The organism is Streptomyces sp. NPDC058685 (assembly GCF_042714725.1).
Lineage (GTDB): Bacteria > Actinomycetota > Actinomycetes > Streptomycetales > Streptomycetaceae > Streptomyces.
Genome location: NZ_JBHXSL010000019.1, coordinates 80,204 through 106,273 on the forward strand (window position 1 = coordinate 80,204; position 26,070 = coordinate 106,273).

The 26,070-nt window shown below is 71.0% G+C and carries 25 protein-coding genes; 12 read left to right on the top strand and 13 right to left on the bottom strand.

Annotated features, from left to right (window positions below; genetic code table 11):
• Window positions 1-132: 132 nt before the first annotated feature.
• From ACFWU3_RS18030 to ACFWU3_RS18045, 4 genes are all read left to right on the top strand, one after another.
• Window positions 133-1,791 carry an FAD-dependent oxidoreductase gene (locus tag ACFWU3_RS18030; RefSeq protein ID WP_384437956.1) on the top strand — a complete coding sequence of 553 codons (1,659 nt, stop codon included), beginning with the start codon at window positions 133-135 and terminating at the stop codon, window positions 1,789-1,791.
• Window positions 1,788-3,281 (top strand): ATP-binding protein, encoded by a 1,494-nt coding sequence (locus ACFWU3_RS18035; RefSeq protein WP_384437959.1) that lies wholly within the window; start codon window positions 1,788-1,790, stop codon window positions 3,279-3,281. Before ACFWU3_RS18030 ends, ACFWU3_RS18035 begins: the two co-directional genes overlap by 4 nt.
• Window positions 3,282-3,296: 15 nt before the next feature.
• Entirely contained in the window at window positions 3,297-3,659 is a 363-nt protein-coding gene (locus ACFWU3_RS18040) for a UBP-type zinc finger domain-containing protein (RefSeq protein ID WP_384437962.1), read from the top strand.
• A 69-nt stretch (window positions 3,660-3,728) separates the two neighbouring features.
• On the top strand, window positions 3,729-4,838 hold the full coding sequence (locus ACFWU3_RS18045) for a DUF475 domain-containing protein (RefSeq protein ID WP_384437965.1): 1,110 nt from the start codon (window positions 3,729-3,731) through the stop codon (window positions 4,836-4,838).
• Between the two features lie 9 nt (window positions 4,839-4,847).
• Here ACFWU3_RS18045 and ACFWU3_RS18050 read toward each other — a convergent pair whose 3' ends face one another.
• Complete coding sequence (locus ACFWU3_RS18050) at window positions 4,848-5,612, bottom strand: YqjF family protein (RefSeq protein ID WP_384437968.1); 765 nt, start codon at window positions 5,610-5,612, stop codon at window positions 4,848-4,850.
• A gap of 340 nt (window positions 5,613-5,952) precedes the next feature.
• On the opposite strand from ACFWU3_RS18050, the gene ACFWU3_RS18055 reads away from it, so the two are divergent.
• Together ACFWU3_RS18055 and ACFWU3_RS18060 are read left to right on the top strand one after the other, a co-directional pair.
• Complete coding sequence (locus tag ACFWU3_RS18055) at window positions 5,953-6,303, top strand: PRC-barrel domain-containing protein (protein WP_384437970.1); 351 nt, start codon at window positions 5,953-5,955, stop codon at window positions 6,301-6,303.
• Between the two features lie 254 nt (window positions 6,304-6,557).
• Complete coding sequence (locus ACFWU3_RS18060; protein WP_384438083.1) at window positions 6,558-7,388, top strand: SigB/SigF/SigG family RNA polymerase sigma factor; 831 nt, start codon at window positions 6,558-6,560, stop codon at window positions 7,386-7,388.
• Window positions 7,389-7,411: 23 nt separating this feature from the next.
• On the opposite strand, the gene ACFWU3_RS18065 is transcribed toward ACFWU3_RS18060, so the two are convergent.
• Window positions 7,412-7,840: an ATP-binding protein gene (locus ACFWU3_RS18065; RefSeq protein WP_384437973.1), complete on the bottom strand. Its 429-nt coding sequence runs from the start codon at window positions 7,838-7,840 to the stop codon at window positions 7,412-7,414.
• Between the two features lie 114 nt (window positions 7,841-7,954).
• Entirely contained in the window at window positions 7,955-9,847 is a 1,893-nt protein-coding gene (locus ACFWU3_RS18070) for a Na+/H+ antiporter NhaA (RefSeq protein ID WP_384437976.1), read from the bottom strand.
• 158 nt (window positions 9,848-10,005) lie between these two features.
• On the opposite strand from ACFWU3_RS18070, the gene ykgO reads away from it, so the two are divergent.
• From ykgO to ACFWU3_RS18090, 4 genes are all read left to right on the top strand, one after another.
• Window positions 10,006-10,128, top strand: a complete 123-nt coding sequence (ykgO, locus tag ACFWU3_RS18075) for a type B 50S ribosomal protein L36 (RefSeq protein ID WP_028801377.1) — start codon at window positions 10,006-10,008, stop codon at window positions 10,126-10,128.
• A gap of 113 nt (window positions 10,129-10,241) precedes the next feature.
• Window positions 10,242-10,406, top strand: coding sequence for a 50S ribosomal protein L33 (rpmG, locus tag ACFWU3_RS18080; RefSeq protein WP_313942455.1), 165 nt, complete (start codon window positions 10,242-10,244; stop codon window positions 10,404-10,406).
• 56 nt (window positions 10,407-10,462) lie between these two features.
• Window positions 10,463-10,726: a type B 50S ribosomal protein L31 gene (locus tag ACFWU3_RS18085; RefSeq protein WP_328862641.1), complete on the top strand. Its 264-nt coding sequence runs from the start codon at window positions 10,463-10,465 to the stop codon at window positions 10,724-10,726.
• Between the two features lie 202 nt (window positions 10,727-10,928).
• A complete protein-coding gene (locus tag ACFWU3_RS18090) occupies window positions 10,929-11,624 on the top strand; it encodes a lysophospholipid acyltransferase family protein (protein WP_384437981.1) in 696 nt (231 codons plus the stop codon).
• Window positions 11,625-11,705: 81 nt separating this feature from the next.
• On the opposite strand, the gene ACFWU3_RS18095 is transcribed toward ACFWU3_RS18090, so the two are convergent.
• The 9 genes from ACFWU3_RS18095 to ACFWU3_RS18135 form a co-directional block, all read right to left on the bottom strand.
• On the bottom strand, window positions 11,706-13,145 hold the full coding sequence (locus ACFWU3_RS18095) for an NADH-quinone oxidoreductase subunit N (RefSeq protein ID WP_384437984.1): 1,440 nt from the start codon (window positions 13,143-13,145) through the stop codon (window positions 11,706-11,708).
• On the bottom strand, window positions 13,142-14,647 hold the full coding sequence (locus ACFWU3_RS18100) for a NuoM family protein (RefSeq protein ID WP_384437987.1): 1,506 nt from the start codon (window positions 14,645-14,647) through the stop codon (window positions 13,142-13,144). Before ACFWU3_RS18100 ends, ACFWU3_RS18095 begins: the two co-directional genes overlap by 4 nt.
• 7 nt (window positions 14,648-14,654) lie before the next feature.
• On the bottom strand, window positions 14,655-16,550 hold the full coding sequence (locus tag ACFWU3_RS18105; RefSeq protein WP_384437990.1) for an NADH-quinone oxidoreductase subunit L: 1,896 nt from the start codon (window positions 16,548-16,550) through the stop codon (window positions 14,655-14,657).
• On the bottom strand, window positions 16,547-16,852 hold the full coding sequence (locus tag ACFWU3_RS18110; RefSeq protein ID WP_384437993.1) for an NADH-quinone oxidoreductase subunit NuoK: 306 nt from the start codon (window positions 16,850-16,852) through the stop codon (window positions 16,547-16,549). The genes ACFWU3_RS18105 and ACFWU3_RS18110 overlap by 4 nt, the downstream gene beginning before the upstream one ends.
• Complete coding sequence (locus ACFWU3_RS18115; RefSeq protein ID WP_384437996.1) at window positions 16,849-17,412, bottom strand: NADH-quinone oxidoreductase subunit J; 564 nt, start codon at window positions 17,410-17,412, stop codon at window positions 16,849-16,851. The genes ACFWU3_RS18110 and ACFWU3_RS18115 overlap by 4 nt, the downstream gene beginning before the upstream one ends.
• Before the next feature lie 18 nt (window positions 17,413-17,430).
• Complete coding sequence (locus ACFWU3_RS18120; RefSeq protein WP_384437999.1) at window positions 17,431-18,345, bottom strand: complex I subunit 1 family protein; 915 nt, start codon at window positions 18,343-18,345, stop codon at window positions 17,431-17,433.
• On the bottom strand, window positions 18,338-19,675 hold the full coding sequence (locus tag ACFWU3_RS18125; RefSeq protein ID WP_384438002.1) for a hypothetical protein: 1,338 nt from the start codon (window positions 19,673-19,675) through the stop codon (window positions 18,338-18,340). The genes ACFWU3_RS18120 and ACFWU3_RS18125 overlap by 8 nt, the downstream gene beginning before the upstream one ends.
• Complete coding sequence (locus tag ACFWU3_RS18130; RefSeq protein WP_384438005.1) at window positions 19,666-20,025, bottom strand: NADH-quinone oxidoreductase subunit A; 360 nt, start codon at window positions 20,023-20,025, stop codon at window positions 19,666-19,668. Before ACFWU3_RS18130 ends, ACFWU3_RS18125 begins: the two co-directional genes overlap by 10 nt.
• 218 nt (window positions 20,026-20,243) lie before the next feature.
• On the bottom strand, window positions 20,244-22,502 hold the full coding sequence (locus ACFWU3_RS18135; RefSeq protein WP_384438008.1) for a heavy metal translocating P-type ATPase: 2,259 nt from the start codon (window positions 22,500-22,502) through the stop codon (window positions 20,244-20,246).
• Between the two features lie 265 nt (window positions 22,503-22,767).
• On the opposite strand from ACFWU3_RS18135, the gene ACFWU3_RS18140 reads away from it, so the two are divergent.
• Window positions 22,768-23,739 (top strand): hypothetical protein, encoded by a 972-nt coding sequence (locus ACFWU3_RS18140; protein ID WP_384438011.1) that lies wholly within the window; start codon window positions 22,768-22,770, stop codon window positions 23,737-23,739.
• Between the two features lie 88 nt (window positions 23,740-23,827).
• Here the strand turns inward: ACFWU3_RS18140 and ACFWU3_RS18145 are convergent, their stop codons facing one another.
• Window positions 23,828-24,544, bottom strand: a complete 717-nt coding sequence (locus ACFWU3_RS18145; protein WP_384438014.1) for a TetR/AcrR family transcriptional regulator — start codon at window positions 24,542-24,544, stop codon at window positions 23,828-23,830.
• Between the two features lie 176 nt (window positions 24,545-24,720).
• On the opposite strand from ACFWU3_RS18145, the gene ACFWU3_RS18150 reads away from it, so the two are divergent.
• Complete coding sequence (locus ACFWU3_RS18150; protein ID WP_384438016.1) at window positions 24,721-25,944, top strand: saccharopine dehydrogenase family protein; 1,224 nt, start codon at window positions 24,721-24,723, stop codon at window positions 25,942-25,944.
• Window positions 25,945-26,070 lie beyond the last annotated feature (126 nt).

Sequence of the window (26,070 nt, forward strand, 5' to 3'; positions counted from 1 at the left end):
TTTCGACAGCCTCCGGACGATCTGCCGAAAAATCTGGCGGCAGCCTCCACCGGGCGCCGCCCCGACCGCCGGATCCGCCCTCGTCGGGCATTCACATCGCATTCGTGAGGGGTGCGGCGCATGATGGTGGGCATGGCGAAGCCGACCATCCTGACCGTCGACGACGATCCAGGAGTCTCCCGAGCCATCGCTCGCGACCTCCGTCGCCGGTACGGCGACCGGTACCGCGTGCTCCGGGCACCGTCGGGCGAAGAGGCGCTGGAGGCTCTGCGCGAGGTCAAGCTGCGGGGCGAACCCCTCGCCGTGATGATCGCCGACTACCGCATGCCGACGATGAACGGCGTGCAGTTCCTGGAAGCGGCGATGGACCTCTTCCCGCTGGCCAGACGCGTCCTGCTGACGGCGTACGCCGACACGGGGGCCGCCATCGACGCGATCAACATCGTCGACCTCGACCACTATCTGCTCAAGCCGTGGAGCCCTCCGGAGGAGAACCTCTACCCGGTGCTGGACTCCCTGCTGGAGCTGTGGTCGAACGCTCCCGAACGAGGGGCGGGGGAGACCCGGATCGTCGGCCACCGCTGGTCGGCGCCCTCCTTCGCGGTGCGGGAGTTCCTCGCCCGCAACCTCGTCCCCTACCGCTGGATCGCGGCCGACGAGCCCGAGGGCAGACGGCTCCTGGACGCGGCGGGCCTGAGCGCCGACGACGTACCGCTGGTGATCACGTCCGACGGCAAGACCCTGCAGTCGCCGACCGAGGCCGAGCTCGCCGCCCAGGTCGGCCTGAGCACGACACCGGCCTCCGACTTCTACGACGTCGTGGTGATCGGTGCAGGCCCCGCCGGCCTCGGGGCCGCCGTCTACGCGGCGTCCGAGGGCCTGCGGACCGTCCTCGTGGAGCGGAGGGCGACGGGCGGGCAGGCCGGCCAGAGCAGCCGCATCGAGAACTACCTCGGCTTCCCGGACGGAGTCTCCGGGGCGCAGCTCACCGACCGGGCCCGCCGCCAGGCCACCCGTTTCGGCGCCGAGATCCTCAGCGCCCGCGAGGTGGTCGCCCTGGAAGCTGCGGGAGCCGGCCGGGTGCTGCGGTTCAGTGACGGCACCTCCATCGGTGCGCACACGGTGGTCCTCGCCACCGGAGTGTCGTACCGCCGCCTGGAGGGAGAGGGCCTGGACGAGTTCACCGGAGCGGGCGTCTTCTACGGCTCGGCGTCCTTCGAGGCCGCGAACTGCTCCGGCGAGGACGTGTACATCGTCGGCGGCGCCAACTCCGCCGGCCAGGCCGCCGTCTACTTCTCCCGCTACGCGCGGCGCGTCCATCTCCTCGTCCGCGGCGCCGACTTGATCCGGTCCATGTCGTACTACCTCGTGCAGCAGATCAGCGCCATCGACACCATCGAGGTCCATCCGCACACCGAAGTGACGGGCGGCGAGGGCGACAGGCATCTGCAACGCCTGACATTGCGCGACAACCGGACCGGGGACGTGGTGACCACCGACACCTCCTGGCTGTTCATCTTCATCGGCGCCGAGCCGCCCACCGACTGGCTGGACGGCGTCGTGGCCCGCGACGGCCGCGGTTTCGTGCTCACCGGTCCCGACCTGCTGACCGAAGGGGCGAGGCCCGCCCACTGGCCGCTGTCCCGGGACCCGTACCACCTCGAAACCAGCGTGCCCGGAGTCTTCGCCGCCGGTGACGTACGCGCTGATTCCGTCAAACGGGTCGCATCCGCGGTGGGTGAGGGCGCCATGGCCGTCTCCCTGGTGCACCGCTATCTGGAGGCGCCATGAACGACCCGGGCCCGCGCACCGGGCTCACCCCGGCCGAACTTCAGGAACTGTTCCTCTTCGAGTCGCTCGACGACAAGCAGTTGCAGTGGCTGTCCGAACGCGGCCGCGTCGAGACACGGCCGGCCGGCTCGCCCGTGTACTCCGAGGGTGAGGACGCCACCTGCTTCTTCGTCCTGCTCAGCGGCACGGTCTCGATCGGCCGCCGTGTCCACGGTGACGACGTCGAGTTCAACCGCACCGACCAGAGGGGCGTCTACGCCGGGGCCACGCAGGCCTACATGGGGGACCGGGTCGATCAGGCATACCCCAACACCCTGGAAGCGATCACCGACGTCGAACTCTTCGTCCTGCCCGCCGACGAGTTCTCCTACGCCGTCCGCACCTGGTTCCCGATGGCGCTGCATCTGCTCGAAGGACTCTTCTTCGGGACCCGGGCCAGCAACACCATCGTCGGGGAACGCGAACGGCTGGTCGCCCTCGGATCCCTCACCGCCGGCCTCACACACGAGCTCAACAACCCCGCGGCCGCGGCTGTCCGGGCCACGGACACCCTGCGCGACAGGGTCACCAAGATGCGCCACAAGCTCGCCCTCATCGCCGACGGCCGGGTGGACGGGACGCGACTGCACCGGCTGGTGGAGATGCAGGACGCGGCCGTCCAGCGGGCCACCAACGCCCCCAAGCTGTCGGCGATCGAGTCGTCCGACGCCGAGGACGAGGTGGCCGACTGGCTGGAGGACCACGAGGTCGACCGGCCCTGGGACATCGCACCCGTCCTCGTCGCCGGTGGTATCGACCCCGAGTGGCTGGCCGACGCGACCGACGACCTGGGCGACGAGAACCGGCAGGCAGCGGTGGGGTGGCTCACCTACACCGTCGACACCGAGCTGCTGATGAGCGAGATCGAGGACGCCGTCAGCCGTATCTCCGGACTCGTCGACGCGGCACGCCAGTACTCGCAGCTCGACCGCTCCGCCCAGCAGCCCGTCGACGTGCACGAACTGCTCGACGCCACGCTCGTGATGCTCCAGGCCAAGGTTCCCTCCGGTGTGCGCGTGGTGAAGGAGTTCGACCGCACGCTGCCATCCGTCCCGGCGTACGGCGCCGAACTCAACCAGGTGTGGACGAACCTCATCGACAACGCGCTCTCGGCGATGAACGGCAGCGGCACCCTCACCATCACCACCTGGCGCGAGGGCGACCGGCTGTTCGTCGAGTTCCGCGACACCGGCCCCGGCATCCCCGCCGACGTCCGGCCGCGGATCTTCGAGCCCTTCTTCACCACCAAACCGGTCGGCGAGGGCACCGGACTCGGTCTCGACATCTCCTATCGCATCGTCGTCAACAAGCACCACGGCGACATCCGGGTCGATTCGCAGCCCGGCGACACACGTTTCCGCGTCTGTCTGCCCATCACACCCCCCACGGACGACGACAGTCCGCCGCCCGAGGACGTCGGCGGTACCGGAACCGAACCAGCCTCCGGCTGAGTGAGGAGAGACGCCATGGCAGACGACCGGATTCCCGGGATCGACCCCTCGGCGAAGCCCAGCGGCGAGGGGTGCGCCGAGTGCCTGGCCGGCGACGGACCGGGCTGGTGGGTGCATCTGCGCCGCTGCGCCGCGTGCGGCCACATCGGCTGCTGCGACTCGTCACCGTCGCAGCACGGCACGCGGCACGCGAAGCAGGAGGGGCACCCGTTCCTCACCAGCTTCGAACCGGGGGAGGAGTGGTTCTGGAACGTCGAGACGGAGCAGTACTACGAAGGCGGCCCCCAACTGCCGCCTCCCGTCGCCCATCCCCTCGCGCAGCCGACGCCCGGGCCGCAGGGTGCGGTGCCTCCTGACTGGCAGCAGCACGTCAACTGATCGCGGGGCGACCGAAGTGCCTATGGTGGGGTGATGTCGGTCTGCCTACGCGATTGATGGGGATGGCGGATGCTGTGGAAGACGTTTCGCTGGTCGTTCGGCGTCACCGCCCTCGGTCTCGTGCTGGCGGTGTTCTACGACGGCTGGACGGCACTCGGGGTCGTGGCGATCCTGACCGTGCTCGAGGTCTCGCTGTCGTTCGACAACGCGGTGATCAACGCCGGGATCCTGAAGAAGATGAGCGCCTTCTGGCAGACGATCTTCCTCACGGTCGGCGTGCTGATCGCCGTCTTCGGTATGCGGCTGATCTTCCCGGTCGTCATCGTCGCCGTCAGCGCCCAGCTCAGTCCGGTCGACGCGGTGCACCTCGCCCTGACCGACAAGCCGCGCTACCAGGAACTCGTGACGGACGCGCATCCCTCGATCGCCGCGTTCGGCGGAATGTTCCTGCTGATGATCTTCCTCGACTTCGTCTTCACCGACCGTGAGATCAAATGGCTCGGCTGGCTGGAACGCCCGCTGGCCAAGCTCGGCAAGATCGACATGCTGTCGGTCTGCATCGCCCTGATCGTCCTGCTGATCAGCGCCACCACCTTTGCGACCCACGCCCATCAGCACGGCGGCACCCACGTCGACAAGGGCGAGACCGTGCTCATCGCGGGTGTCGCGGGTCTGGTGACGTATCTCGTGGTGGGCGGACTCTCCGGGTTCTTCGAGGACAGGCTCGAAGAGGAGGAGGAGCGCGAGCACGAGGCCGAGGAGAAGGCGCGGCGCAGCGGACAGGAGCCGTCCGCCGTGGTCCTGGCGGGCAAGGCCGCGTTCTTCATGTTCCTCTACCTGGAGGTCCTGGACGCGTCGTTCTCGTTCGACGGTGTCATCGGCGCCTTCGCCATCACCAACGACATCGTGCTCATGGCGCTGGGTCTCGGCATCGGCGCCATGTACGTCCGGTCGCTGACCGTCTACCTGGTCCGCCAGGGCACGCTCGACGACTACGTCTACCTGGAGCACGGCGCGCACTACGCGATCGGCGCGCTCGCCGTGATCCTGCTGGTCACCATCCAGTACCAGATCAACGAGATCATCACCGGACTGATCGGCGTCGTGCTGATCGGTGCGTCGTTCCTGTCGTCCGTACGCCGCAACAGGGCGCTCGCCGCCGACGGTGAAGACCCCTGATCGGCGCCGTCAGGGAGTGGGGATGCCACCCGGCCGGGCGGGGCGGCCGAACCGTACGGGGACCCCGGGCGAGTACAGGACGCTCACCGGGTCGCCGACGGGTTCCGGGAGCCCGGCGGCCGTGATGAGGGACTCGTCGCACTCGATGAGGTCGGCGCGGTGCAGCGGCCACCGGGGGTGGGTGTTGGGCAGGTAGAGCTGCCGTCCGAAGAACGTGCTGTGCATGCCCCAGCGAGCGGTGAGGAAGTGTTCGAGGTCGGTCGGCGCCTCGATGCTCTCCCTGATGCGGATGCTGATCCTGCTGTGCGCGCCGCGAGGCCCCGGCCACCGCCGGGCGCTGTCGTAGGTGATGGTGTCGTCCGTGTGACGGATGGCCATCCGCGACCACATGTACGGCAGTCGGAACAGGGCGCGGGCCACCGCCACGGGGATGAACCGCGAGGCGTCGAGTGAACGGAAGACGACCCCACGCCGTCCGTGCTCGTCCACCGAGTAGAGCCGGACATTGGTCTCCGGGAAGGTCCCCAGATACGGGACGCCGGGCAGCCGGAACCACCCCACGCGGTGCATACGGAAGGCGACGAGCCCGACGTAGCTCACCCCGTCGAGCGTGTCGGGCACGGTTCCGGTGGGGAGCAGCGGTGCCACATCGGCCGGGTCCACGGCCCAGTGCAGGAAGGCCAGGTCCAGCCACGACTGCGTGAGCAGCGGGTTCTCCGTACGGTGCGGAGGGTCGGCCGCTATCGGGCCCGCGTCGAACGATGGATGGGACACCGCGCCAGCATCTCAGACGCGGCCGATGGACCGGGCTCCGGCGTCAAGCACGTGTGCGCCCGCCGGCCGGCGCATCGGCCGCGACGGACGTACGCCTCATGACCTGCGGCTCCAGGACGTCGCTCAGCGGCGACCGGGAGGCGACGCGGCCGTTGAACCTCAGCCGGCCCGCCTTCTCGCCGATCCACCCCAGGGCGACCCTGACCCCGTTGCGGCGGCACCGAGCCGTGTCCTGCCCGGTGTGTGACCCGCTCCCGGAGGGGAACTCGGAGTCCGTCAGGGCCGGAGGCTCCAGGCAGGGGCCAGGCGGCCGGTGTCTATCGCAGACGAGGAGCCGCGCGTGAGCGAGAACATCTGGGGTTACCCGCAGACGGCCGGGCATATCGCGGGGATCGACCTGGTCGGGTACAAGGTCGAGGCGTTGGACGGAAGCGTCGGCAAGGTCGACAAGCACTCCGACGACATCGGCTCCGCCTATCTGGTCGTCGACACCGGCGTCTGGATCTTCGGCAAGCAGGTTCTGCTGCCGGCCGGCACGGTCTCCCGCATCGACACCGAGGGCGAGACGATCCACGTCGACCGCACGAAGGAGCAGATCAAGGACGCTCCGGAGTTCGACAAGGAGAAGCACCTCGGGGATCTGGGCTATCACCAGCAGCTCGGCGGGTACTACGGCAGCCATCGCGCCTGACGTCCATCTGGCCGGGGACATGCCCTGCTCATGGCCCGATCCCCAGGGCCGGCCGGTCCCGTTCAGGCGGCTTGTTCCGGTGGTCCCGGTCCGGCCCGCTGTGATCCGGTGCAAAAGTTGTCGGGCGGCAACGGTGTAGGACAGCTCTGTCCGGGCAGGTGCCTGACAGGCCCCTATCCCGAGGTGACGTCGTGACGACATTCACACAGGTGAGCGGAACGCCCCGCACGACCCATCGGTCGGCACCGCCGGCGGTGGTGGGTGCCACGGGCGAACTGCCCCGGATCGACGACGCGGGCAAGATCGCCCCCAAGGACGCCCGGGAGCTGTCGCGGCTGTTCTTCTCCCGGCTCCAGGCTCTGGACGAAGGCACCCACGAGTACCAGTACGCCCGCAACACGCTGATCGAGATGAACCTGTCCCTGGTGCGCTTCGCGGCGCGCCGGTTCCGCAACCGCGGCAGCGGTGAGATGGAGGACATCGTCCAGGTCGGCACCATCGGGCTGATCAAGGCGATCGACCGGTTCGAGCTGGCCCGCGAGGTCGAGTTCACCTCGTTCGCCGTGCCCTACATCGTGGGCGAGATCAAGCGGTACTTCCGCGACACCACCTGGGCCGTGCACGTGCCGCGTCGCCTCCAGGAGCTGCGCGTCGACCTGGCCAAGGCCAAGGAAGTGCTCTGCACCCGTATGGACCGCGACCCCACCGTCAAGGAGCTGGCCGCGCACCTGGACCTGACCGACGAGGAGGTCCTCGAAGGGCTGGTCGCCGCCAACGGCTACACCGCGGGTTCCATCGACACACCCGGTGTCAGCGACGACGAGGCGGGCGACGGTGGGCGTGTCTACGCGGACACCATGGGTGAACGCGATCCGGCGATGGACCTCTTCGAGGACCTCCACGCCCTCGCTCCCCTGCTCGACCGGCTGGACGACCGCGAGCGGACCATCATCGACATGCGTTTCGGTGGCGAGTTGACCCAGGCACAGATCGGCGAGGAACTGGGCATCTCCCAGATGCACGTCTCACGGCTGCTGGCGCGCACCCTGGGCAAATTGCGTTCGGGCCTGCTCACCGACCAGTGAGCCCCGCGTTGTCCTGAGATCTGTCAGTGAGCGGGGTGCGGCGACGGCTCGCCGGCCGGGGTGAAGCAGGCCGTGATGGTCTTGCCCCCCGGCTGGGGACGGGTCTCCCAGTGATCCGCGAGAGCGTCGATCAGCACGAGCCCTCGTCCTGACGGCCTGGTCGCATCGGGTTCGCGGGGCGTGGGGACCCCGGTGTCCGAGTCGTGGACGCTGACGTGCAGGCACTCGCTGTCCCAGGTCAGGATGAGCTGGGCGTCGCTGTGGGCGTGCACATGGGCGTTGGTGACCAGCTCGGAGACGGTGAGCAGCACCGCGTCCACCGTCTCCGGGGCCCGCGCGGTCCAGCCCAGGGCCTCCAGATGTTCCCGTGCCCACTCGCGTCCTGCCCGTACGCCGTCGGACACGGGGAAGGACTGGGCCCACCCCACGGCCCTCAACGAGGTGTCGGTCATGGTCTGCCCTCTCTGCACCGATAGCGGCTCCGGCCTGTCGAGTACCCGCTCAGGGCCCGGTCACCGGGCGTTCTGCGGGCCTTCGGCCGGCCGGCGGGCCCGGGCGGGCGGGGATCAGGCAGGCGGGGTGAGCAGGGAGCGCTGGCGGGCCAGTTCGACGGCCTCCGTCAGGCCGGCGATGTCGTACGCCCCTTGATGGCGGCGCCCGTTGACGAAGAACGTCGGGGTACCGGTCACACCGCTCAGATCGGCGGATTCCACGTCATCGGCGATCCGCCCGGCTCCACGACGACGCTTGATGTGATGGCGGAAGGCGTCCACGTCCAGCCCCAGCTCCGAGGCGTAGCGGACCAGGTCGGTGGGGCGCAGCGCGTCCTGCCGCTCCATGAGCAGGTCGTGCATCTCCCAGAACGCCCCCTGTGCTCCGGCGGCCTCCACCGCCTCGGCGGCGAGCTGGGCGTTGGGGTGCACATCGGTCAGCGGCAGGTGCCGGAACACATAGCGGACGTCCCCGTCCTCCGCGAGCATTTCCCGTACGACCGGTTCCGCCTGGCCGCAGTAGGGGCACTCGAAGTCGCCGTACTCGACGACGGTCACCGGAGCGTCCCGTGGGCCGCGCATCCTGTCGCGTTCCTCGTCGACGGGGACGGCGAGGTCCGTGAGGGGTTCGGTGGTTCCGAGCAGGGCGCGGGCGCGACGGTGGGCGGGCAGCAGCCCGACCACCAGGGTGATCGACCAGCTGACGACGAAAGCGCCGATCAGCGTGGCGAGAATGCCGACCTTGGCGTTGTCGAGTTCCTCGCCCTCGAAGGCCAGCGCGGCGATCAGCAGGGACACCGTGAAGCCGGCTCCCGCGATGCTGCCGGCCGCGGCGACCGAGCCCCAGCCGACCGGCGGGCGCAGCCGGCGACGGGTGAGCTTGGTGACCAGCGCCGTGGAGCCGAGGATGCCCACCAGCTTGCCGACCACGTACGCGGCGAGGATGCCGAGGCACACGGGGGAGGTGAAGGCGCGCGCCAGCTCGCTCGCGCCCACCGGGATACCGGCATTGGCCAGGGCGAACAGCGGCACGATCACATAGCTGGTCCAGGGGTGGTACATCTGCACCAGGCGCTCGTTCACCGAGACGGCGGAGGCCAGGCCCCGCCGCACGGACCGTTCGAGTTCCGGCGTCGGCTGCTCCCGGAAGCGGCGGAACAGCCCGCTGGCGGCCTCCAGATCGCTGCGCGCTGCCGGGTAGGCGACGGCGAGTGCCCCCACCGCGAGCCCCGTGACCACGGGATCGATGCCCGCTGTCAGGAGTGCCACCCAGACGACCACGGCGAACACCGCGTACAGCGGACCGCGTCCGAAGCCCGTGAAGCGGACCACGAGGATCAGAACCATGGCGCCGGCGGCCACGGCGAGCGCCGGCAGATGGATGGATTCGCTGTAGAAGACGGCGATGACCAGCAGCGCGATCAGGTCGTCGACCACGGCGACGGACAGGATGAAGGCCCGCAGCGACGCCGGGAGCCGCGAGCCGAGGATCGCGAGGATGCCGAGTGCGAAGGCGGTGTCCGTGGACATCGCCGCACCCCAGCCGTGCACGGAATCGCGACCGCTGTTGATCGCCACATAGATGAGAACCGGCACGATCATGCCGCAGATGCCGGCGAAGAGGGACAGCAGCACCCAGCGCCGGTCGCGCAGTTCGCCCACGTCGAACTCGCGCCGCGCCTCCAGGCCCACGACGAGGAAGAAGAACGTCATGAGTCCGCTGTTGATCCATTCGTGGAGATCCAGCGAGAGACCGTACGAGCCGATCCGGACGGACAGATCGGTGGCCCACACCATCTCGTACGCGTGCAGATCGACGTTCGCCCAGACGAGGGCGGCCACCACGGCAGCGAGCAGTACGGCGGCACTGCCCGTCTCCGTACGGAGGAAGTCCCGCAGGGGCTTGTTGACCTCACCGGCATCGGTCGTCTGACCCGAGAAGCCGGAGTCGTCCGCTGTCCCGCTCACCGGAGCAGTATCTCCGCACGGTGCGGCCTCAGCACCTCCGCGCGGCAGCGGGGCTCCGGCCGCCCGATGGTTCGCCGGAGGAATAGCGGCGGTGGGTTCCCCGTTGTCGCATCCGCACAGGCTTTCCGGCCTGGGGCCCGATGGAAGGTGGAACCGCCGTGAAGGTTCGTAAGTCTCTTCGTTCCCTGAAGTCGAAGCCGGGAGCGCAGGTGGTCCGACGGAGGGGTGTCACCTTCGTCATCAACAAGAAGGACCCCCGCTTCAAGGCTCGCCAGGGCTGACCCACCGGCGGGTTCGCCCGGGGGGAATACCCCGGGGCGGCCCGCCGTTGAAGCAAGCAGACATTGACATGAGCGGGACAAGCTCAGGTGGGTGTTCCGCGCAAGGAGGATTCATGGCCCGCAGCACCGCACGTCCCGTCGTCACGCTCCGGTCGTCGGCCGGCACCGGTACCACGTACGTGACACGGAAGAACCGGCTCAACGATCCCGACCGCCTCGTGCTGCGCAAGTTCGACGCGGCAGCGGGAGAGCACGTCCTGTTCCGCGAGGAGCGCTGAACCACGCATTCCGCCGGTTCTTCACGGCCGGCGGACGGCAGCAGGAAGGACACCGCATGAAGCCTCGTATCCACCCCGAATCCCGTCCGGTCGTCTTCCGTGACCGTGCCGCCGACGTGGCGTTCCTGACGCGTTCGACCGCCGACTCCGCACGGACGATCCAGTGGGAGGACGGCAACACGTATCCCCTGATCGATGTGGAGACCTCCTCCGCGAGCCACCCGTTCTACACGGGCACCTCGCGCGTCATGGACACCGCCGGCCGCGTACAGCGCTTCGAGCGCCGCTACGGGAACAGCGCCGCCGCCCGCCGCGGCTGAGGAGCCGCCGACGCGGGGATCTGAACCGGGCAGGGCCCCGGTGTCAGGGTCAGCCGACCCGGACACCGGGGCCTTTGCCGTGCCTCCCTACGACCGGCAGGAACGACCTACTCGCAGATGAGTAGCAGCGCTCAGGCGCCCGCCTGCCCCGCGGCCGACGATGAGGATCTCTTCCCGTCGTCTTGCCTGTGGAGGTCCGCCCATGCTCAGCCGTATCGCCGGGACCGTGGTGCCCGCATTCGGCCGTCTCACCGTGACGACGGACCCCGAGGCCCGGCTCGCGCCCGGAAGTGTCGTCGTCGCGAACCACACCTCCCTCGCCGACCCGGCCGTGGTGCTCGCCGCGCTGCACCGCCTCGGCGTCGAGCCCGTGGTGCTGGCGGCCGCCGGGCTCTGGCGCATCCCGGGACTCGGCCGGGCGCTCACCCGCGAGGGCTTCGTCCCGGTGCACCGCAACGGCCCCCGGGCGTCCGACGCCTTGGCCGGTGCCGCGGACGCCCTCGCCGACGGCCGGATCGTCCTCATCTACGGCGAGGGCGGCATCCCGCCCCGGAAGGGCTCGGGTGAAGCACCTCCCGCCGCGTTCCGCACGGGCGTTGCCCGGCTCGCGCAGCACACCGGAGCGCTCGTCTCGCCGCTCGGTCAGGTGGGAGCCCGGCGGCTCTCGTCCGGCACCTGGGCGAAGCAGCTCGCGGGCCTGATCACCGCTCCCGTGCGACGGCCTGCCCTGCATGTCCACGTCGGAGCGCCCCTGCGGCTCACGGGCGACGCGTCCCTGGCGTCGGCGCGTGTGCGCCAGGCCGTGACGGCTGCCTGGCGCACCGCTGCCGGTCATGTCGGTGAGCACTGCCCGATCGCGCCCGCCGAGGAAGTCGCTCGTGAGTCGGTGGCAGCGTGACACGTGCCCTGCCCGGCGCGGCCGCTGCTGGACGATCCGGGGTGCGGAGCCGGTTCGCGGTCGGTCGCTGTTCGTGTTCGGTCACCGTGTGAGCGGTCCGTCCAGCAGGGCCAGCACCGGTCCGCCGATCACTCCCAGTACGAGCGAGGCGGCGGCCGCGGTGCAGGCGACCGTGCGGGCGGTGCGGCTTCCCTCGCCGTGCGCCTGCCGGCCTGCCTCGGGCGTCCGACGATCACCACGGCTCAGCGCGGGGACGATCCACCGCAGGTAGTAGAAGACGGACGCGACCGTGTTGATCGCGGCCAGCACGGCGAGCCAGACGTAACCGCCGTCGATGACGGCGCTGAACACCTCGAGCTTGCCGAGAAAGACGGCCGTGGGCGGGGTGCCGACCAGACCCAGCAGGCAGACGACCAGGCTCACGGCCAACAGAGGCCGTTCACGCGCCAGTCCGCGGTAGTCGTCGACGGTCGTCCGCCCGGGCAGAGCGCAGACCACGGCGAACGCCCCGAGGTTGGTGACGGTGTAGGCCGCGAGGTAGTACAGCAGCGCCGGCTGGGCACGGTCGGAGGCGGTCACGACAGCCACCGGCATCAGCAGATAGCCGACCTGACTGATGGTCGAATAGGCCAGCAGGCGCTTGACGTTGCTCTGGAAGAAGGCCGCGAGGTTGCCCAGGGTCATCGACGCGGCGGCCAGAACGGCGATCAGCGCCGCCCACGGCAGGGGACCGCCCGCCAGGGGCACGCCCCCGAGGCGGAAGACGGCGGCGAGAGCGCCGATCTTCGGCAGGGTGGCGAGCAGCGCGGCGACCGGTGGACTGCTGCCCTGCACCGCGTCCGGGACCCAGAAGTGGGCGGGCACCGCACCGGCCTTGAACAGCAGGCCGGCCAGCACGCCCAGTACCCCCGTCGCGAGCAGCGCCTCGGGCGCGTCCACCAGCGCCGTGGCCAGGACGGGGTACGAGGTCGCGCGGCCGGTGGCATACACGAGGGTGACGCCGGTGAGCATGAGAACGCCGAGGAGAGCGCCGATGACGTAGTACTTCAGGGCCGCTTCGGTGCCGGGCCCGTCCTTGCGGAAGCCGGCGAGGGTGTAGGTGGGGATGGAGGCGAGCAGGTAGGCGGCGGCGAGGAGCAGCAGGCCCTGGGCCCCGGCCAGCATCACCGCCCCCAGCAGGGCGAGTTGGAGCAGCACGTAGAACTCGGCCTCGCGCCGGTCGGCGTGCAGGGGGCGCACGCTCAGGGCGAGGACCAACAGACCTCCGCCGAGGATGACGACGCGGCAGGCGCCGGTGAGCGGGTCGACGGCGAACGACTCGCCGAAGACGGCGGTCGGGCTTCCGGAGGCCGCGACGGCGGCAGCGACGATGCCCGCGGTGCAGACGGCCCCGGCGACCGCACCGACGATCCACTGGCGGGAGCGGGGCAGCCAGGCCCCCAGCAGCAGGCCGAGTACGGCCCCGGCGGCCAGGAAGATCTCGGGGAGGATGGCGACGGGATTCTCGTTCATCTCCGTCATCGCGTCAGCAGCTCCAGCACCGTGTGGGAGGCGGGTTCGATGACGTCGAGGAGGAAGCCGGGAGTGATGCCCACCACGACCGCCAGGGCCAGCAGCGGCACGACCGCCGTGTTCTCGTGGGCGCGCAGATCACCGAACGGCCGGGCCGCTCCCGGTGCGTCGGGCAGGCGCAGCGGCCCGAGGAACATCTTCTGGAGGGCGCGCAGGAACAGCGCGGCGGTCAGCAGGATGCCGAGGACGGACAGGGCCGTGGCCAGCGGCCGGGGCCCGAGGCTGCCGGTGAAGATCTGGAACTCCGCGATGAAGCCCGAGAAGCCGGGCAGTCCGAGGGAGGCGAAGGCGGCGACAACCGTCATGCCGGTGAGCACCGGTGCGCGCGCCGCGATGCCGGAGTACGCGTCCATGTCGTAGGTGCGGCCGCGTTCGTAGAGGGAGCCGGCGAGGAGGAAGAGGGCGCCGGTGAGCAGGCCGTGACTGACCATCTGGGTCACCGCGCCGGTCACCGCGAGCGCCTGGGCCTGCCGGCTGGTGTCCGCGGTCGCGGCGGCCGCGCCGACGGCGAGGACGATGTAGCCCATGTGGTTCACCGACGTGTAGGCGATCATCCGCTTGAAGTCGGTCTGGGCCAGGGCGACGAGTGCTCCGTAGAGGATCGAGACGACACCGATGACGACGATCACGGTGGCGTGGCGGCGCCAGGCATCGGGCAGCATCGGCATGGCGATCCGCAGGAAGCCGTAGGTGCCCATCTTCAGCAGCACCCCGGCCAGGACCGCGGACCCCGCAGCCGGAGCCTCGGTGTGCGCGAGCGGGAGCCAGGTGTGGAACGGCACGGTCGGTGTCTTGACCGCCAGCCCGATGCCGATCGCCAGCAGCACCGCACCCGCGTACCCGGCACGTCCGGCGAGGGGGTTCGCCGCGGCGAGGTCGACCATGTCGAAGGTGTGCGGGGAGGCGGCCAGATAGAGCCCGATGAAGCCGAGCAGCAGCACCAGCGAACCGAGGAAGGTGTAGAGGAAGAACATCAGTGCCGCGCGGGCACGGTCCCGGTGGCCCCAGCCGGCGATGACGAAGTACATGCCCACGATGGACAGATCGAAGAAGACGAAGAACAGGATCAGGTCCAGCGAGACGAACAGACCCAGGCACGTCGTCTCCAGGAACAGGAACAGCGCCGCGAACTCGCGGATCCGGCGGGTGTCGCGCCAGGACCGTACGGCGCAGGCCGCGAACAGCACGCAGGTCAGGCCGAGCATCGGCAGGGACAGCCCGTCGACACCGACGTGGTAGCCGACGCCCGCGCCGGGGATCCACCGCACCCGTGTCTCGTACTGCATCCCTCCGTCCGCGTCGTAGCCGGCCCACAGGACGACGACGAAGGCCAGAAGGGCGACCGTCGTCGCCGTCCAGATCGCGCGGACGGTCCGGTCGGACGTGCGGCGGGGCAGCGCGAGGAGCAGCAGGGCGACGGCGAGCGGGGCGAAGGCGAGGACGGTCAGCACCGGGGACCTACTTCACGAGGACGAACACGACGGCAAGGACGGTGAAGGCCGCGACGGCCTGCGCGAGGTACTGGTGCAGCAGGCCCGTCTGGGGCCGTCGTGCGAGGCGGCCCAGCGCGCGGCCGGCCGAGGCGACGGCGGACACCGAGCCGCCGACCCCCGCCTCCAGCCGCTGATCGGACCAGCGGGCCAGGTCCAGCGCCCCGCGGCCCGCGCCGCGCACGGCGGCGTCCAGGACGCGGTCGTCGAACCGCGCGGCAGTCCGGGCGAGGGCGAACACCGGCCGTACCAGCAGCAGATGGGCAGCCTGCTCCAGCCTCAGCCAGCCGCCGAAGAAGGTCGGTGAGCTCGGTCCGCCGAAGCCCGGGGACCCGGCGGGAACCGGTGCCTTCCAAGAGGCCCACGCCCAGGCGGCCGACGCCGCGACGACAGCGAGGGCACCGGAGAGCATCCACTCCCACAGGTGCGGGGCGGGCTCGGACCCCGCACCCAGTACCCGGGACACGGCGGCGCGCGCCGGGTCGAACGCCAACGGGCTCAGCAGGGCACAGGCCAGGGCGAGCACGGCCAGGGGCGGCAGTACCCGCCCGGGAACCTGCCGGGTTCCGCGCCCCTCGCTGTCGAGACCGTGATCGTCCGTCCGCGCCGGCTGCCAGACGAACCACACCGCTCGGGCGCTGTACAGGGCGGACACCACCGCGGCCGTCAGCCCCGCTGCGTACAACCAGGGTGAGGTCTCCAGCGCTGCCGCCAGCACCACGTCCTTCGTCGCCCACAGCGACAACGGCGGCAGCCCGGCTAGGGTGCACGCGCCGACGGTGAACAGCACACCGGCCACCCGGTACCGCCTGGCCGCGCCGCGCAGTCCGGGCAGCGCCTTGGTGCCGAGCGCGGTCAGCCACGCTCCGGCGATGAGGAACAGCAGGCTCTTGGCGGCCGCGTGCGCGATCAGCTGGAGAGTGCCGCCCGTGATCCCTCCGGCTCCCGCGGCCAGCACCATGAAGCCGATCTGGGCGCAACTGGAAGCGGCGAGCAGTTGCTTGAGGTCGTTCTGCGCCAGCGCCACCAGGCCCAGCACGATCGCGGTGAGCGCTCCGGTCCACGCGACCACGTGGGTGCCCCAGCCGGACGCCTCCAGCAGAGGGCTCGTACGCAGCAGCAGATACGCACCGGCGACGACCATGGTGGCGGAGTGCAGCAGAGCGGAGACGGGGCTCGGACCGGCCATGGCGCGGGAGAGCCAGAAGCTGAACGGCAGTTGGGCGGACTTGCCGAACGCCGCGGCGATCAGTCCGGCGCAGATCAGGGAACGCCACGGGTCCGCCGCCTCCGCCAGGTCGCCCAGGGCCAGCGTGCCGGTGGGGTCGGCGGCGAGTGCGGCGCCGGCGGCGAGATAGAGACCGAGGTCGGCGGTGCGTGTGGTGAGGTAGGCGGTGTCGGCGGCGCCGACGCGCTCGCTGTCGCGCCACCAGTAGCCGATCAGTGCCCAGGAGGTGGCGCCCATGACCTCCCAGCCCATCAGCAGCACCGGCAGGGTGGCGGCGGTGACAGTGACGAGCATGCTTCCGGCGAAGAGCAGCATGAGTCCGAAGAAGCGGGCGCGCGCCTGGTCGGGTCCGAACTGGGCCGCGCTGAAGGCCAGGACGAGCAGGGTGACGGCCGCGACGGTGACGGCGAGGAGACCGGACAGCCCGTCGACGGTCAGTTCGGCGGGCAGGCCGGACAGGAAGGGCGCACGGACGGACGGCTGTGTGAAGGCCACGGTCACCGCGAGCCCCACGGTCACGAGCATCGCGGTCACGGCGGTGACGGCCGCCGCCCGGTCGGCACGGCGGCCGGCCACCAGCAGGAGGCCTCCCGCCCCCAGGGGCAGGGCGATCAGCGCCCACAGCACGCCGCTCACTCCTTCAGCTCCGCGGCCATGTCGGTCATGTCGACCTCGCGGTCACGGAACAGGGCGGTGACGATCGCGAAACCGATCGCCATCTCCAGTGCCATGGCGGTCACCGCGACGATGACGACGACCTGTCCGTCCGCACGGCCCGGCGCGACGTAGTACCACGCGCCGGCCGCGGCGACGACGACGCCACCGAGCATCAGCTCCAGCCCCATCATCAGCATGACGATCGACTGTTGGGTCAGGGCGCCGAACAGGCCGGTGCACCACAGGGCCGCGGCCAGCAGCAGGACGGCTTGGAGGCTCACCGGCCCACCCCTCCCCGCACCGGGTCGTCGGGGCGCCGCGCGTCGAGCTCGTCGCCGAGGCGGTCGTAGCGGCCGCGGCGGGTGGCCAGCACCACGCTGGAGACGATCGTCGCGAACAGCGCCATCCCCAGGGTCATCATCGTCAGCATCTGAGGTCCCATCAGGGAGAGCCCCAGGTCCATGGTCACGTCCCGCGGCGGTCGTCCCTTGCGCGCGGGCCACGGCGCCAGCAGGATCCCGGCCGCCAGGAGGACGAACAGCGCGGTGCACAGGACCGCGGAGCCCTTGGCGTTGTGCATCATGGTCATCGGCATCAGGCCGGCCGGATTCATCATGTACATGATCATGAAGACGGCCATGATGGCCATCTCGATCGTCATCATCAAGGCGATGACGATGCCCAGGTAGTCCAGACCCAGCAGGACGACCACGCCCGCCACGGCGAGCAGCGAGATCAGCAGCGAGAACGTCGCCCGGGCCATGGAGTCGACGACGAAGACCATCACCCCCGCGGTGACGGCGAGGACGGCCAGGACGAAGAAGACGACATCACTCAGCACGGGGCGCCCCTTCAGCGGTCATCGGCCGAGCACCACCAGTGCCACCACCAGGGCCTGGAGGACGGCCAGCGGTGTCAGCACCACCCAGGCCACTTCCATGTAGCGGTCCATGCGCAGCACCGGCAGCCGGCGCCGTGCCCACATCAGTACGGCAAGGACCGCCGCGGTCTTGATCAGGGTCCAGACCCAGCCCGGCAGCCACGGTCCGTGGCCGCCGCCGAGGAACAGCGGAACGGCGGTGGCCGCGGCCACCGTGAGCAGCAGCCGGCGCCCGCCGAGGAACAGCACCCGTTCCACTCCGGACAGTTCGGCCGCTGCCCCGCCGGCCGCGTCGCTGCCGACGGGCTGGTCGAAAGGACCCCAGAACGCCATCGCCAGCGCGCTCGCCAGATAGACGACGAACGCGACCGGCATCCACACCGCGAACCAGAGCCCGGCCTGCGCGTCGACGACCGCGCCGACGCGCAGCGACTCCGCTCCCAGCGCGGCGGTCGTGATGGCCAGCATGTGCGGGATCTCGTACGCCAGGCCCTGGGCGAGGAACCGGTAGCCACCGATCATCGACAGGGCCGAGTTCGGCCCCCAACCCGTCAGCCAGACCGCCGCCCAGGCGAGGGCCTCCATCGCGTTGAACCACACGATCCCGTCGGGGAGATCACTCACCGCCGTGAAGCCGAGCGGCACCACGACCCCGGCGAGGACCGCGGCCACCGGCAGAAGCGTCACACCCACACGCAGCAGCAGGTGGTCCGAGGCGTTCGTCGTACGGCGCTGCTGCACCAGGAGCCGCAGGACCTCACGCCCGGGCCCCGCGCGCCGCGTACCGCCGGGCCCCGACCCCAGCGCGGCATCGGCGGTCGCCGCGCACGCGGCGACCAGCACCAGGACGCAGGGCAGGACGAGGACCGACCACAGCGAGGTCGTCTCAGTCATGAGTCACCGTCATCGCCGCGACGCTCTGCGTGAGTTCGTCGAGATCGGGGTCGAGACTGGCCACGGTGAGCCGGGCGCTCGCGAACTCCGCGCCCTCCAGGAGCCGGGGGAGTACGTCGAGCAGCGCCTGCGACGGCGGCATCGGGCCGTCGAGAGCGCCGCGCGGTCCGATCGGGTCCGAACCGTCGAGGGGGGCGGTCTCCTCGCACATCGCGGCGGCGTGAGCCGCTTCGTCGAGCCACATGTCCAAGCGGTCCCAGACATCTCCGCCCGCGGCGAGCGCAGGGCCCGAGACGCCCGCTGCCGCGGCCGTGCGCGCGTCCAGCACGCCCACCCCTCCGGTCAGCCATCGCAGGGTCCGCGAACGGCCGACCCTGCGCACCAACGGCGAGACCGCCGCCACGACATGCTTCGCCGGAGCCCCCTCCAGCGCGGTGTCCCGTGCGGCCCGGGCCTGTTGCGCCTGTGCGGGCCAGCCGGCCACCGCCAACAGGCGGCCCACGCTGTCGAGATGAGCCGCGCACAGCCGTCGCGCCGCCAGTCCGCCGGGCACCTCCTCACCGGCCGCGGCGCGCAGCCACGGCTCGTCCCAGAACGGTCGCCCGTCGCCGGCGAGGGCGGGGATCCGCTCGACGTGTACGCGCTGCACCACGTCACCCTGCAAGGAGAGCCGAAGCACCAGACCCGCGGGCCAGTCCAACAGGGCGGGTCCCAGAGGGACATGGAGCTGATCGAGCCGCAGCCCGTCCCGGTCGTCGGCGCGGTCGGCCATGGGCAGGCCGGAGACCTCCATCGCCATGTCGTGACCCTCATGCCCGCCGTGCGCTGAGCGGTCGCCGTGTCCGCCGTGGCCAACGGGCTCGCCGTGCGTCTCGTGCGCGCCGTGACGTCCGTGCGTCTCGTGCGTGCCGTGACGCGACCCGTCCTCACCGTGTCCCTCATGAGCGGTGTGCGGCGCGGACCCGTGCCGGTGGTCCTCCGGCCGCGCACCGGGACGGGGGAGTGGAGGGCCGGCGGCCGCGGGGCGCAGCAGTGCGGCAGCGCCCGCGTCGAGACCGCGCGCGATCTGTTCGGGAGCGACGATGACGATGCGGGCCCGCGGGGCGGGCATCGCGCGCCACAGGCCCTCGCACCAGTCCATCCGGGCGGGATCGGGACGGCCGACCACGGCGAGGAGGTTCGCCGTCGCCGGGCCGGCGGCCAAGGGCCAGCCGCGCGACCGCAGTTCGCGTTCCAGGAGGACCCGGGACCCGGTCGCACCCGGGCAGACCGCCGGCAGGACGGCGGGCCGGGCCAGCGCTGTCCGCAGGATTCGTTTCCTCAGGTCCATCGCAGGGCGCCCTCCCGCCATGCGTAGCCCACCGCGGCCAGCAGGATGCCCAGGAAGAGGAACATCTCCACCACGGCGGTGACGCCGACCTCGCCGACGACGAGCGTCCAGGGGTACATGAACAGCATCTCCATGTCGAAGGCGAGAAAGATCATCGTCACCGGGTACCAGCGCACGTGGAAGCGGGAGAAGGGGTGCTCCTGCGGACTCAGGCCTCCGCTGAACGGCATCACGTCCACGAGGGGTTCCCGTACGACCCGCAGCACACCGCCGACCGCGTACACGACCGCGATGCCCGCCGAGGCCACCCCCAGCAGCAGGAGCACCGGAAGCCAGTCCGCACCCGCCATCAGATCGCCCCTCCCGCGCTCGCCTCACCTTCGCCGCAGTCGGCGCACGGACCGCCGTGCACCGGTGCGGACGCGACTCCCCGGAGCATCCCCGGGTGGCCCCGGGAGCGGGCCGAGGCGAACTCTCCGCGGCGCAGGGGCGGTCGGCGCGAGCTTATACGGGCAGGGGGTATGGGGGAGGGAGATCGGGTACGACGGCGATTCCTGGCCGGCCGCCATCACACGGTGGCCCGGAAGCTGCGCAGTCGCAGGCTGTTGCCCACGACGAAGACCGAGGAGAACGCCATCGCCGCGCCCGCGATCATCGGGTTGAGCAGCCCGGCGGCCGCGAGCGGCAGGGCTGCCACGTTGTAGGCGAAGGCCCAGAAGAGGTTGGACCTGATGGTGCCGAGTGTTTTGCGGGACAGCCGGATCGCGTCCGCCGCGGCCCGCAGGTCACCTCGTACGAGGGTGAGGTCGCCCGCTTCGATGGCGGCGTCGGTACCGGTACCCATCGCGAGTCCGAGGTCGGCCCGGGCGAGGGCGGCGGCGTCGTTGACACCGTCACCGACCATCGCCACGGAACGGCCCTCGGCCTGAAGCCTCTTGACGACATCGGCCTTGTCCTCGGGCATCACCTCGGCGATCACCTCGTCGATGCCGACTTCGGCCGCGACGGCACGGGCGACTGCCGCGTTGTCGCCGGTGAGCAGGATCGGCGTGAGCCCGAGACCGCGCAGCCGTCGTACGGCTTCGGCGCTGGTGTCCTTGACCGCGTCGGCGACTGCGAGGACGGCGCGGGCCTCCCCGTCCCAGGCGACCGCGATCACCGTCCGCCCGGCGCCCTCCGCCTCGCGGGTGGCGCGGGCGAGCTGGGCGGGCAGCTCGATCGCCCACTGGTTCAGCAGCTTCTCGCGGCCGACCAGGACCGCGTGGCCCTCCACGATGCCCTGGACGCCCAGCCCGGGGATGTTCGCGAAGTCCTCCGGCACCGGCAGGACGCCGACCCGGCCGGACGCTCCGGCCGCCACGGCCCGGGCGACGGGGTGTTCGGAGGCGTGCTCGAGAGCGCCGGCCAGTCGCAGCGCCTCGGTCTCGTCCGTGCCCTCGGCGACGTGGACGTCGAGCAGCGTCATCGTGCCGGTGGTCACGGTGCCGGTCTTGTCGAGGACGACGGTGTCGACGGTCCGGGTCGTCTCCAGGACCTCGGGGCCCTTGATGAGGATGCCGAGCTGCGCACCGCGTCCGGTGCCGACCATCAGCGCGGTCGGTGTGGCGAGCCCCAGGGCGCAGGGGCAGGCGATGATCAGTACGGCGACGGCCGCGGTGAACGCGGCCGTCAGCCCCGCGCCGTTGCCGAGCCAGAACCCGAGCGTGCCGAGCGCGAGGGCGATCACCACGGGGACGAACACCGCGGAGATCCGGTCGGCGAGGCGCTGGGCGGCCGCCTTGCCGTTCTGGGCGTCCTCCACCAGCCGTGCCATTCTCGCCAGTTGCGTGTCACCGCCGACGCGGGTGGCGCGCACGACGAGACGGCCCGAGGTGTTCAGAGTGGCACCGGTGACGCTGTCACCTGCGGATACGTCCACGGGCACGGACTCACCGGTGAGCATCGACGCGTCGATCGCCGAGGAGCCCTCGACGACCGTGCCGTCCGTGGCGATCTTCTCGCCGGGCCGGACGAGGAAGCGGTCGCCCACCGTCAGCTCGGAGACGGGCACGGTCTCCTCCCGTCCGTCGCGCAGCACGGTGGCATCCTTCGCCCCCAGCTCCATGAGAGCCCTCAGGGCGGCACCCGCCGTGCGCTTGGAACGCGCCTCGAAATAACGGCCGGCGAGGATGAACGCCGTGACGCCCGCCGCCGCTTCGAGGTAGATGTTCCCGGCGCCGTCGCTGCGGCCGATGGTGAGTTCGAAGGGGTGCGTCATCCCGGGCGTGCCGGCGGTGCCGAAGAACAGGGCCCACAGGGACCACAGGAAGGCGGCGGAGGTGCCGACCGAGATCAGCGTGTCCATGGTGGCCGCGCCGTGCCGGGCGTTGGTGAAGGCGGCCCGGTGGAAGGGCCAGGCGGCATAGGTGACGACAGGGGCGGCGAGGGTGAGGGAGAGCCACTGCCAGTACTCGATCTGCAGTGCCGGGATCATCGCCATCGCGATGACCGGCACGGCGAGCACGACGGCGGTGACCAGTCGCTGCCGCAGCGTCCGCAGCTCGTCGGGTTCCGCGGGTGCGCCGCCCTCCTCGCCGGTCCCGGGCGCGGTGCGCGGAGGTGCCGGTTCGGTGGCCGTGTATCCGGTGGCCTCGACGGTGGCGATCAGATCGGTGACCTCCAGGTCGCTGCCGTAGACGACCTTGGCCTTCTCGGTGGCGTAGTTGACCGTGGCCCGGACACCGTCCATGCGGTTGAGCTTCTTCTCGATCCGGGCCGCGCACGAGGCGCAGGTCATCCCGCCGATGGCGAGTTCGACCTCGGCGGTTTCGGTGACCGTGCCAGTCATCACTGCTCCTCGGGCTGGTGGGTGCACAGGGCGGGGCGCCGGGCTCGCGGGCCTGTCCGGCAGGGGGGTCGGGTGGCCCGGCGGCGGGGACATGGGTGCCTCCTGGAGATGCGATCTGATACCCCCAGGGGGTACCCTGAAGGTCTTCAGGTATACCCCTGCCCGGTATTTTTGGCAAACGGTTCCCCGATCGCTTGCATATACCCCCGAGGGGTATACGCTCGGCGAGGCAGCCCCAGCCGGGGGCCCCGCAGGAAGGACCGTCATGCATACCGTCGTGAAGATCACTGGCTTCGGCACCGCCCTCGTGGCCTCCTTCGGGGCCGCCTACGGCCTCGGCAACGCCGTCGGTCCCCTCACGTCCGAGCCCGAGCCCGCCGCTCACTCCCGCCACACCGGGGACGACTCACCGGACCCCGGCGGCGGCTCGGCCGGCACCGCGGCAGGAGGACTCCAGATCTCCGAAGCGGGCTACAGCCTCGAACTGAAGACGGCGGGCCTGCGTGCCGGGGAGAAGGATGAACTGCGCTTCGCCATCCGCGACCGGCAAGGCCGTCAGGTCAAGGCCTTCCAACGGGAGCACGACAAGGAACTGCATCTGATCCTCGCCTCACGCGACCTGGTCACCTACCAGCACCTGCACCCGTCGAGGGCCTCCGACGGCACGTGGTCCACCCCGGTCACCCTCCCCGCCGCGGGCTCCTATCGGGTGTTCGCCGACTTCACCCCCGGAGGGAAGGGCGCTAAGAACCTCACCCTCGGCGCGGATCTGCCCGTCGCCGGTCCCTTCAAGGCCGCGGAGATGCCGGGGCCCTCGCGGACGGCGACCGTCGACGGCTACACCGTCACCCTGGGCGGCACCCTCCGGCCCGGCAAGGCCGGCCGTCTCACCCTGAACGTCGCCCGCGGCGGCCGGCCGGTCACCGACCTCCAGCCCTACCTCGGTGCTTACGGCCACCTCGTCGCCCTGCGCTCCGGAGACCTCGCCTATCTCCACGTCCACCCGAACGGCGAGCCCGGCGACGGCAGCACCCGGCCGGGGCCGGGCATCTCGTTCACGGCCACCGCTCCCAGCTCGGGCACCTACCGACTCTTCCTCGACTTCCGGCACAACGGCACCGTCCGTACCGCCGCCTTCACGGTCGAGGCGGGCGTCGGCGTCGCGCCACAGGAATCCTCACCGGCCGAGACCGACGGGCATGCCGAGACCGGTGGGACCGGAGGGCATGGACACTGATCCGGTATCTGAACAGGGCACCGAGGAGCGCCGGAGAAATTGGCGCTCCTCACGTGTCCATCGCGTGGTCACCTGCTCACCGCGCGCATCAGGAGCCCGGGAATCCGGCACGGCCCAGTTGCGCCGCCGCGCTGTCGAGCAGCATCTCCAGTGCGGCGGGGTAGGCGCTGTCGTTCATCCGCGCGACGAGCAGGTGCGCGGTGGCCGCGATATGCGGATGCGTGGTGGCGGGCAGCCGCGCGTACGTGGCCTGCCAGACCTCCTCGTCCGACTCCCGGGCAGCCGTCGGCAGAGCCAGTGAGGCCGCGTCGAGCGCCGAGAACGCCAGCGCCTGGTCGATGAACGCGTGATAGATCCGCACGGCGCCCGCGTCCGGGAAGCCGGCGGTGCGCAGCACTCCCAGGATCGTCTCGTCGGCCGCCACCTCGTGCGCCCTTCCGCTCACCCGGCTCGCGGTCAGCACCGCGGCCTGTGGATGTCCGAGGTATGCGGAGTGGATCCGCAGCCCCAGGTCCCGCAGGTCCGGCCGCCAGTCCCCGGTGGCCTTCCAGCCCGCCACGGCCCGCCCCACGAGGACGTCCCCGATGGCCAGGGTCAGATCGTCGATACCGCGGAAGTAGCGGTACAGCGTGCTCGGATCCGCGCCGAGTGCGATCCCCAGGCGGCGGACGGTGAGTCCGGCGCTGCCGTGCTCCCGCAACATGCGCAGTGCCGTGTCGATGATCACCTGCTCGGACAGCACCGCGCCGTTCTTCGTCGGTCGGCGCCGTCGCCGGGCCTCTTCCGGCACGACGGGCTTGGCCACTGCGCGCTCCTTCGCCACGAGCCGGCCACGGCTCACGAAACGGCCGCGTCCTGGCGTGTCGACCTTATGCCAACACCATTGACGTGAATAGTGGCGCACGCGTTGGATCGAATGAAGACAGGCGCCGCAATCTGGAGCAGCGCCTTGCAGGCTGTGCCTGGAAACGGAGATCTGCCATGCGTGTACTGCTCGTGGGGGCCGGCGGGGTCGGTACCGCCATCACCCGGATCGCGGCCCGCCGCTCCTTCTTCGACCACCTGGTCGTCGCCGACTACGACCTCGCGCGGGCCGAGTCCGCCGTCGCGGCCCTCGCGCCCGACCAGCGCTTCAGCGCCGAGCGGATCGACGCGAGCGACGAGTCCGCCGTCGCCGCCCTGCTCCGGCGCGAGAACTGCGACGTGCTGCTCAACGCCACCGACCCGCGATTCGTCATGCCGCTCTTCCAGGCGGCCCTGTCCGCCGGGGCGAACTACCTGGACATGGCCATGTCCCTGTCCCGCCCGCACCCGGAGCGCCCGCACGAGCTGTGCGGGGTCAAGCTCGGCGACAGCCAGTTCGAGCGCGCCGAGGACTGGGAGAAGGCGGGCGCCCTCGCACTCGTCGGCATCGGCGTCGAGCCGGGTCTGTCCGATGTGTTCGCCCGGCACGCCGCCGACGAACTCTTCGACGAGATCGAGGAGATCGGCATCCGCGACGGAGCCAACCTCACCGTCGACGGCTACGACTTCGCCCCGTCCTTCAGCATCTGGACGACGATCGAGGAGTGCCTCAACCCGCCGGTCGTCTGGGAGGCCGACCGCGGCTGGTTCACCACCGCCCCCTTCAGCGAGCCCGAGGTCTTCGACTTCCCCGAGGGCATCGGCCCGGTGGAGTGTGTGAACGTCGAGCACGAAGAGGTGCTGCTGGTACCGCGCTGGGTCGAGGCACGCCGCGTCACCTTCAAGTACGGCCTCGGCGAGGACTTCATCCGGACCCTGCAGACGCTGCACCTGCTGGGACTCGACCGGACCGACCCCGTGCCGGTGCCCGCGGCTGACGGATCCGGGACCGTTCAGGTCTCACCGCGGGACGTGGTGGCCGCGTGCCTGCCCGACCCGGCGACGCTGGGGGAGCGGATGCACGGCAAGACCTGCGCCGGCACCTGGGTCAAGGGCACCAAGGACGGCCGCCCGCGCGAGGTCTACCTGTACCACGTGGTCGACAACCAGTGGTCCATGCGGGAGTACGGCTCGCAGGCGGTCGTGTGGCAGACCGCGATCAACCCGGTGGTCGCCCTCGAACTGCTCGCGTCCGGCGCCTGGTCGGGCAGCGGGATCCTCGGTCCCGAGGCGCTGCCGGCGAGGCCGTTCCTGGATCTGCTGACGGAGTACGGCTCGCCCTGGGGCATGCGGGAGCAGTGACCGGCCGGTGCCGGTGTGCGGGCCGCGCTCATGCACCCCCCCCCCCCCCCCCCGGGGCCGGGGGCCACAAAACCCCCCCCCCCCGGGAGAGAAGCCCCCCCGAAAGTGGGCGCAAACCCCCGGGAA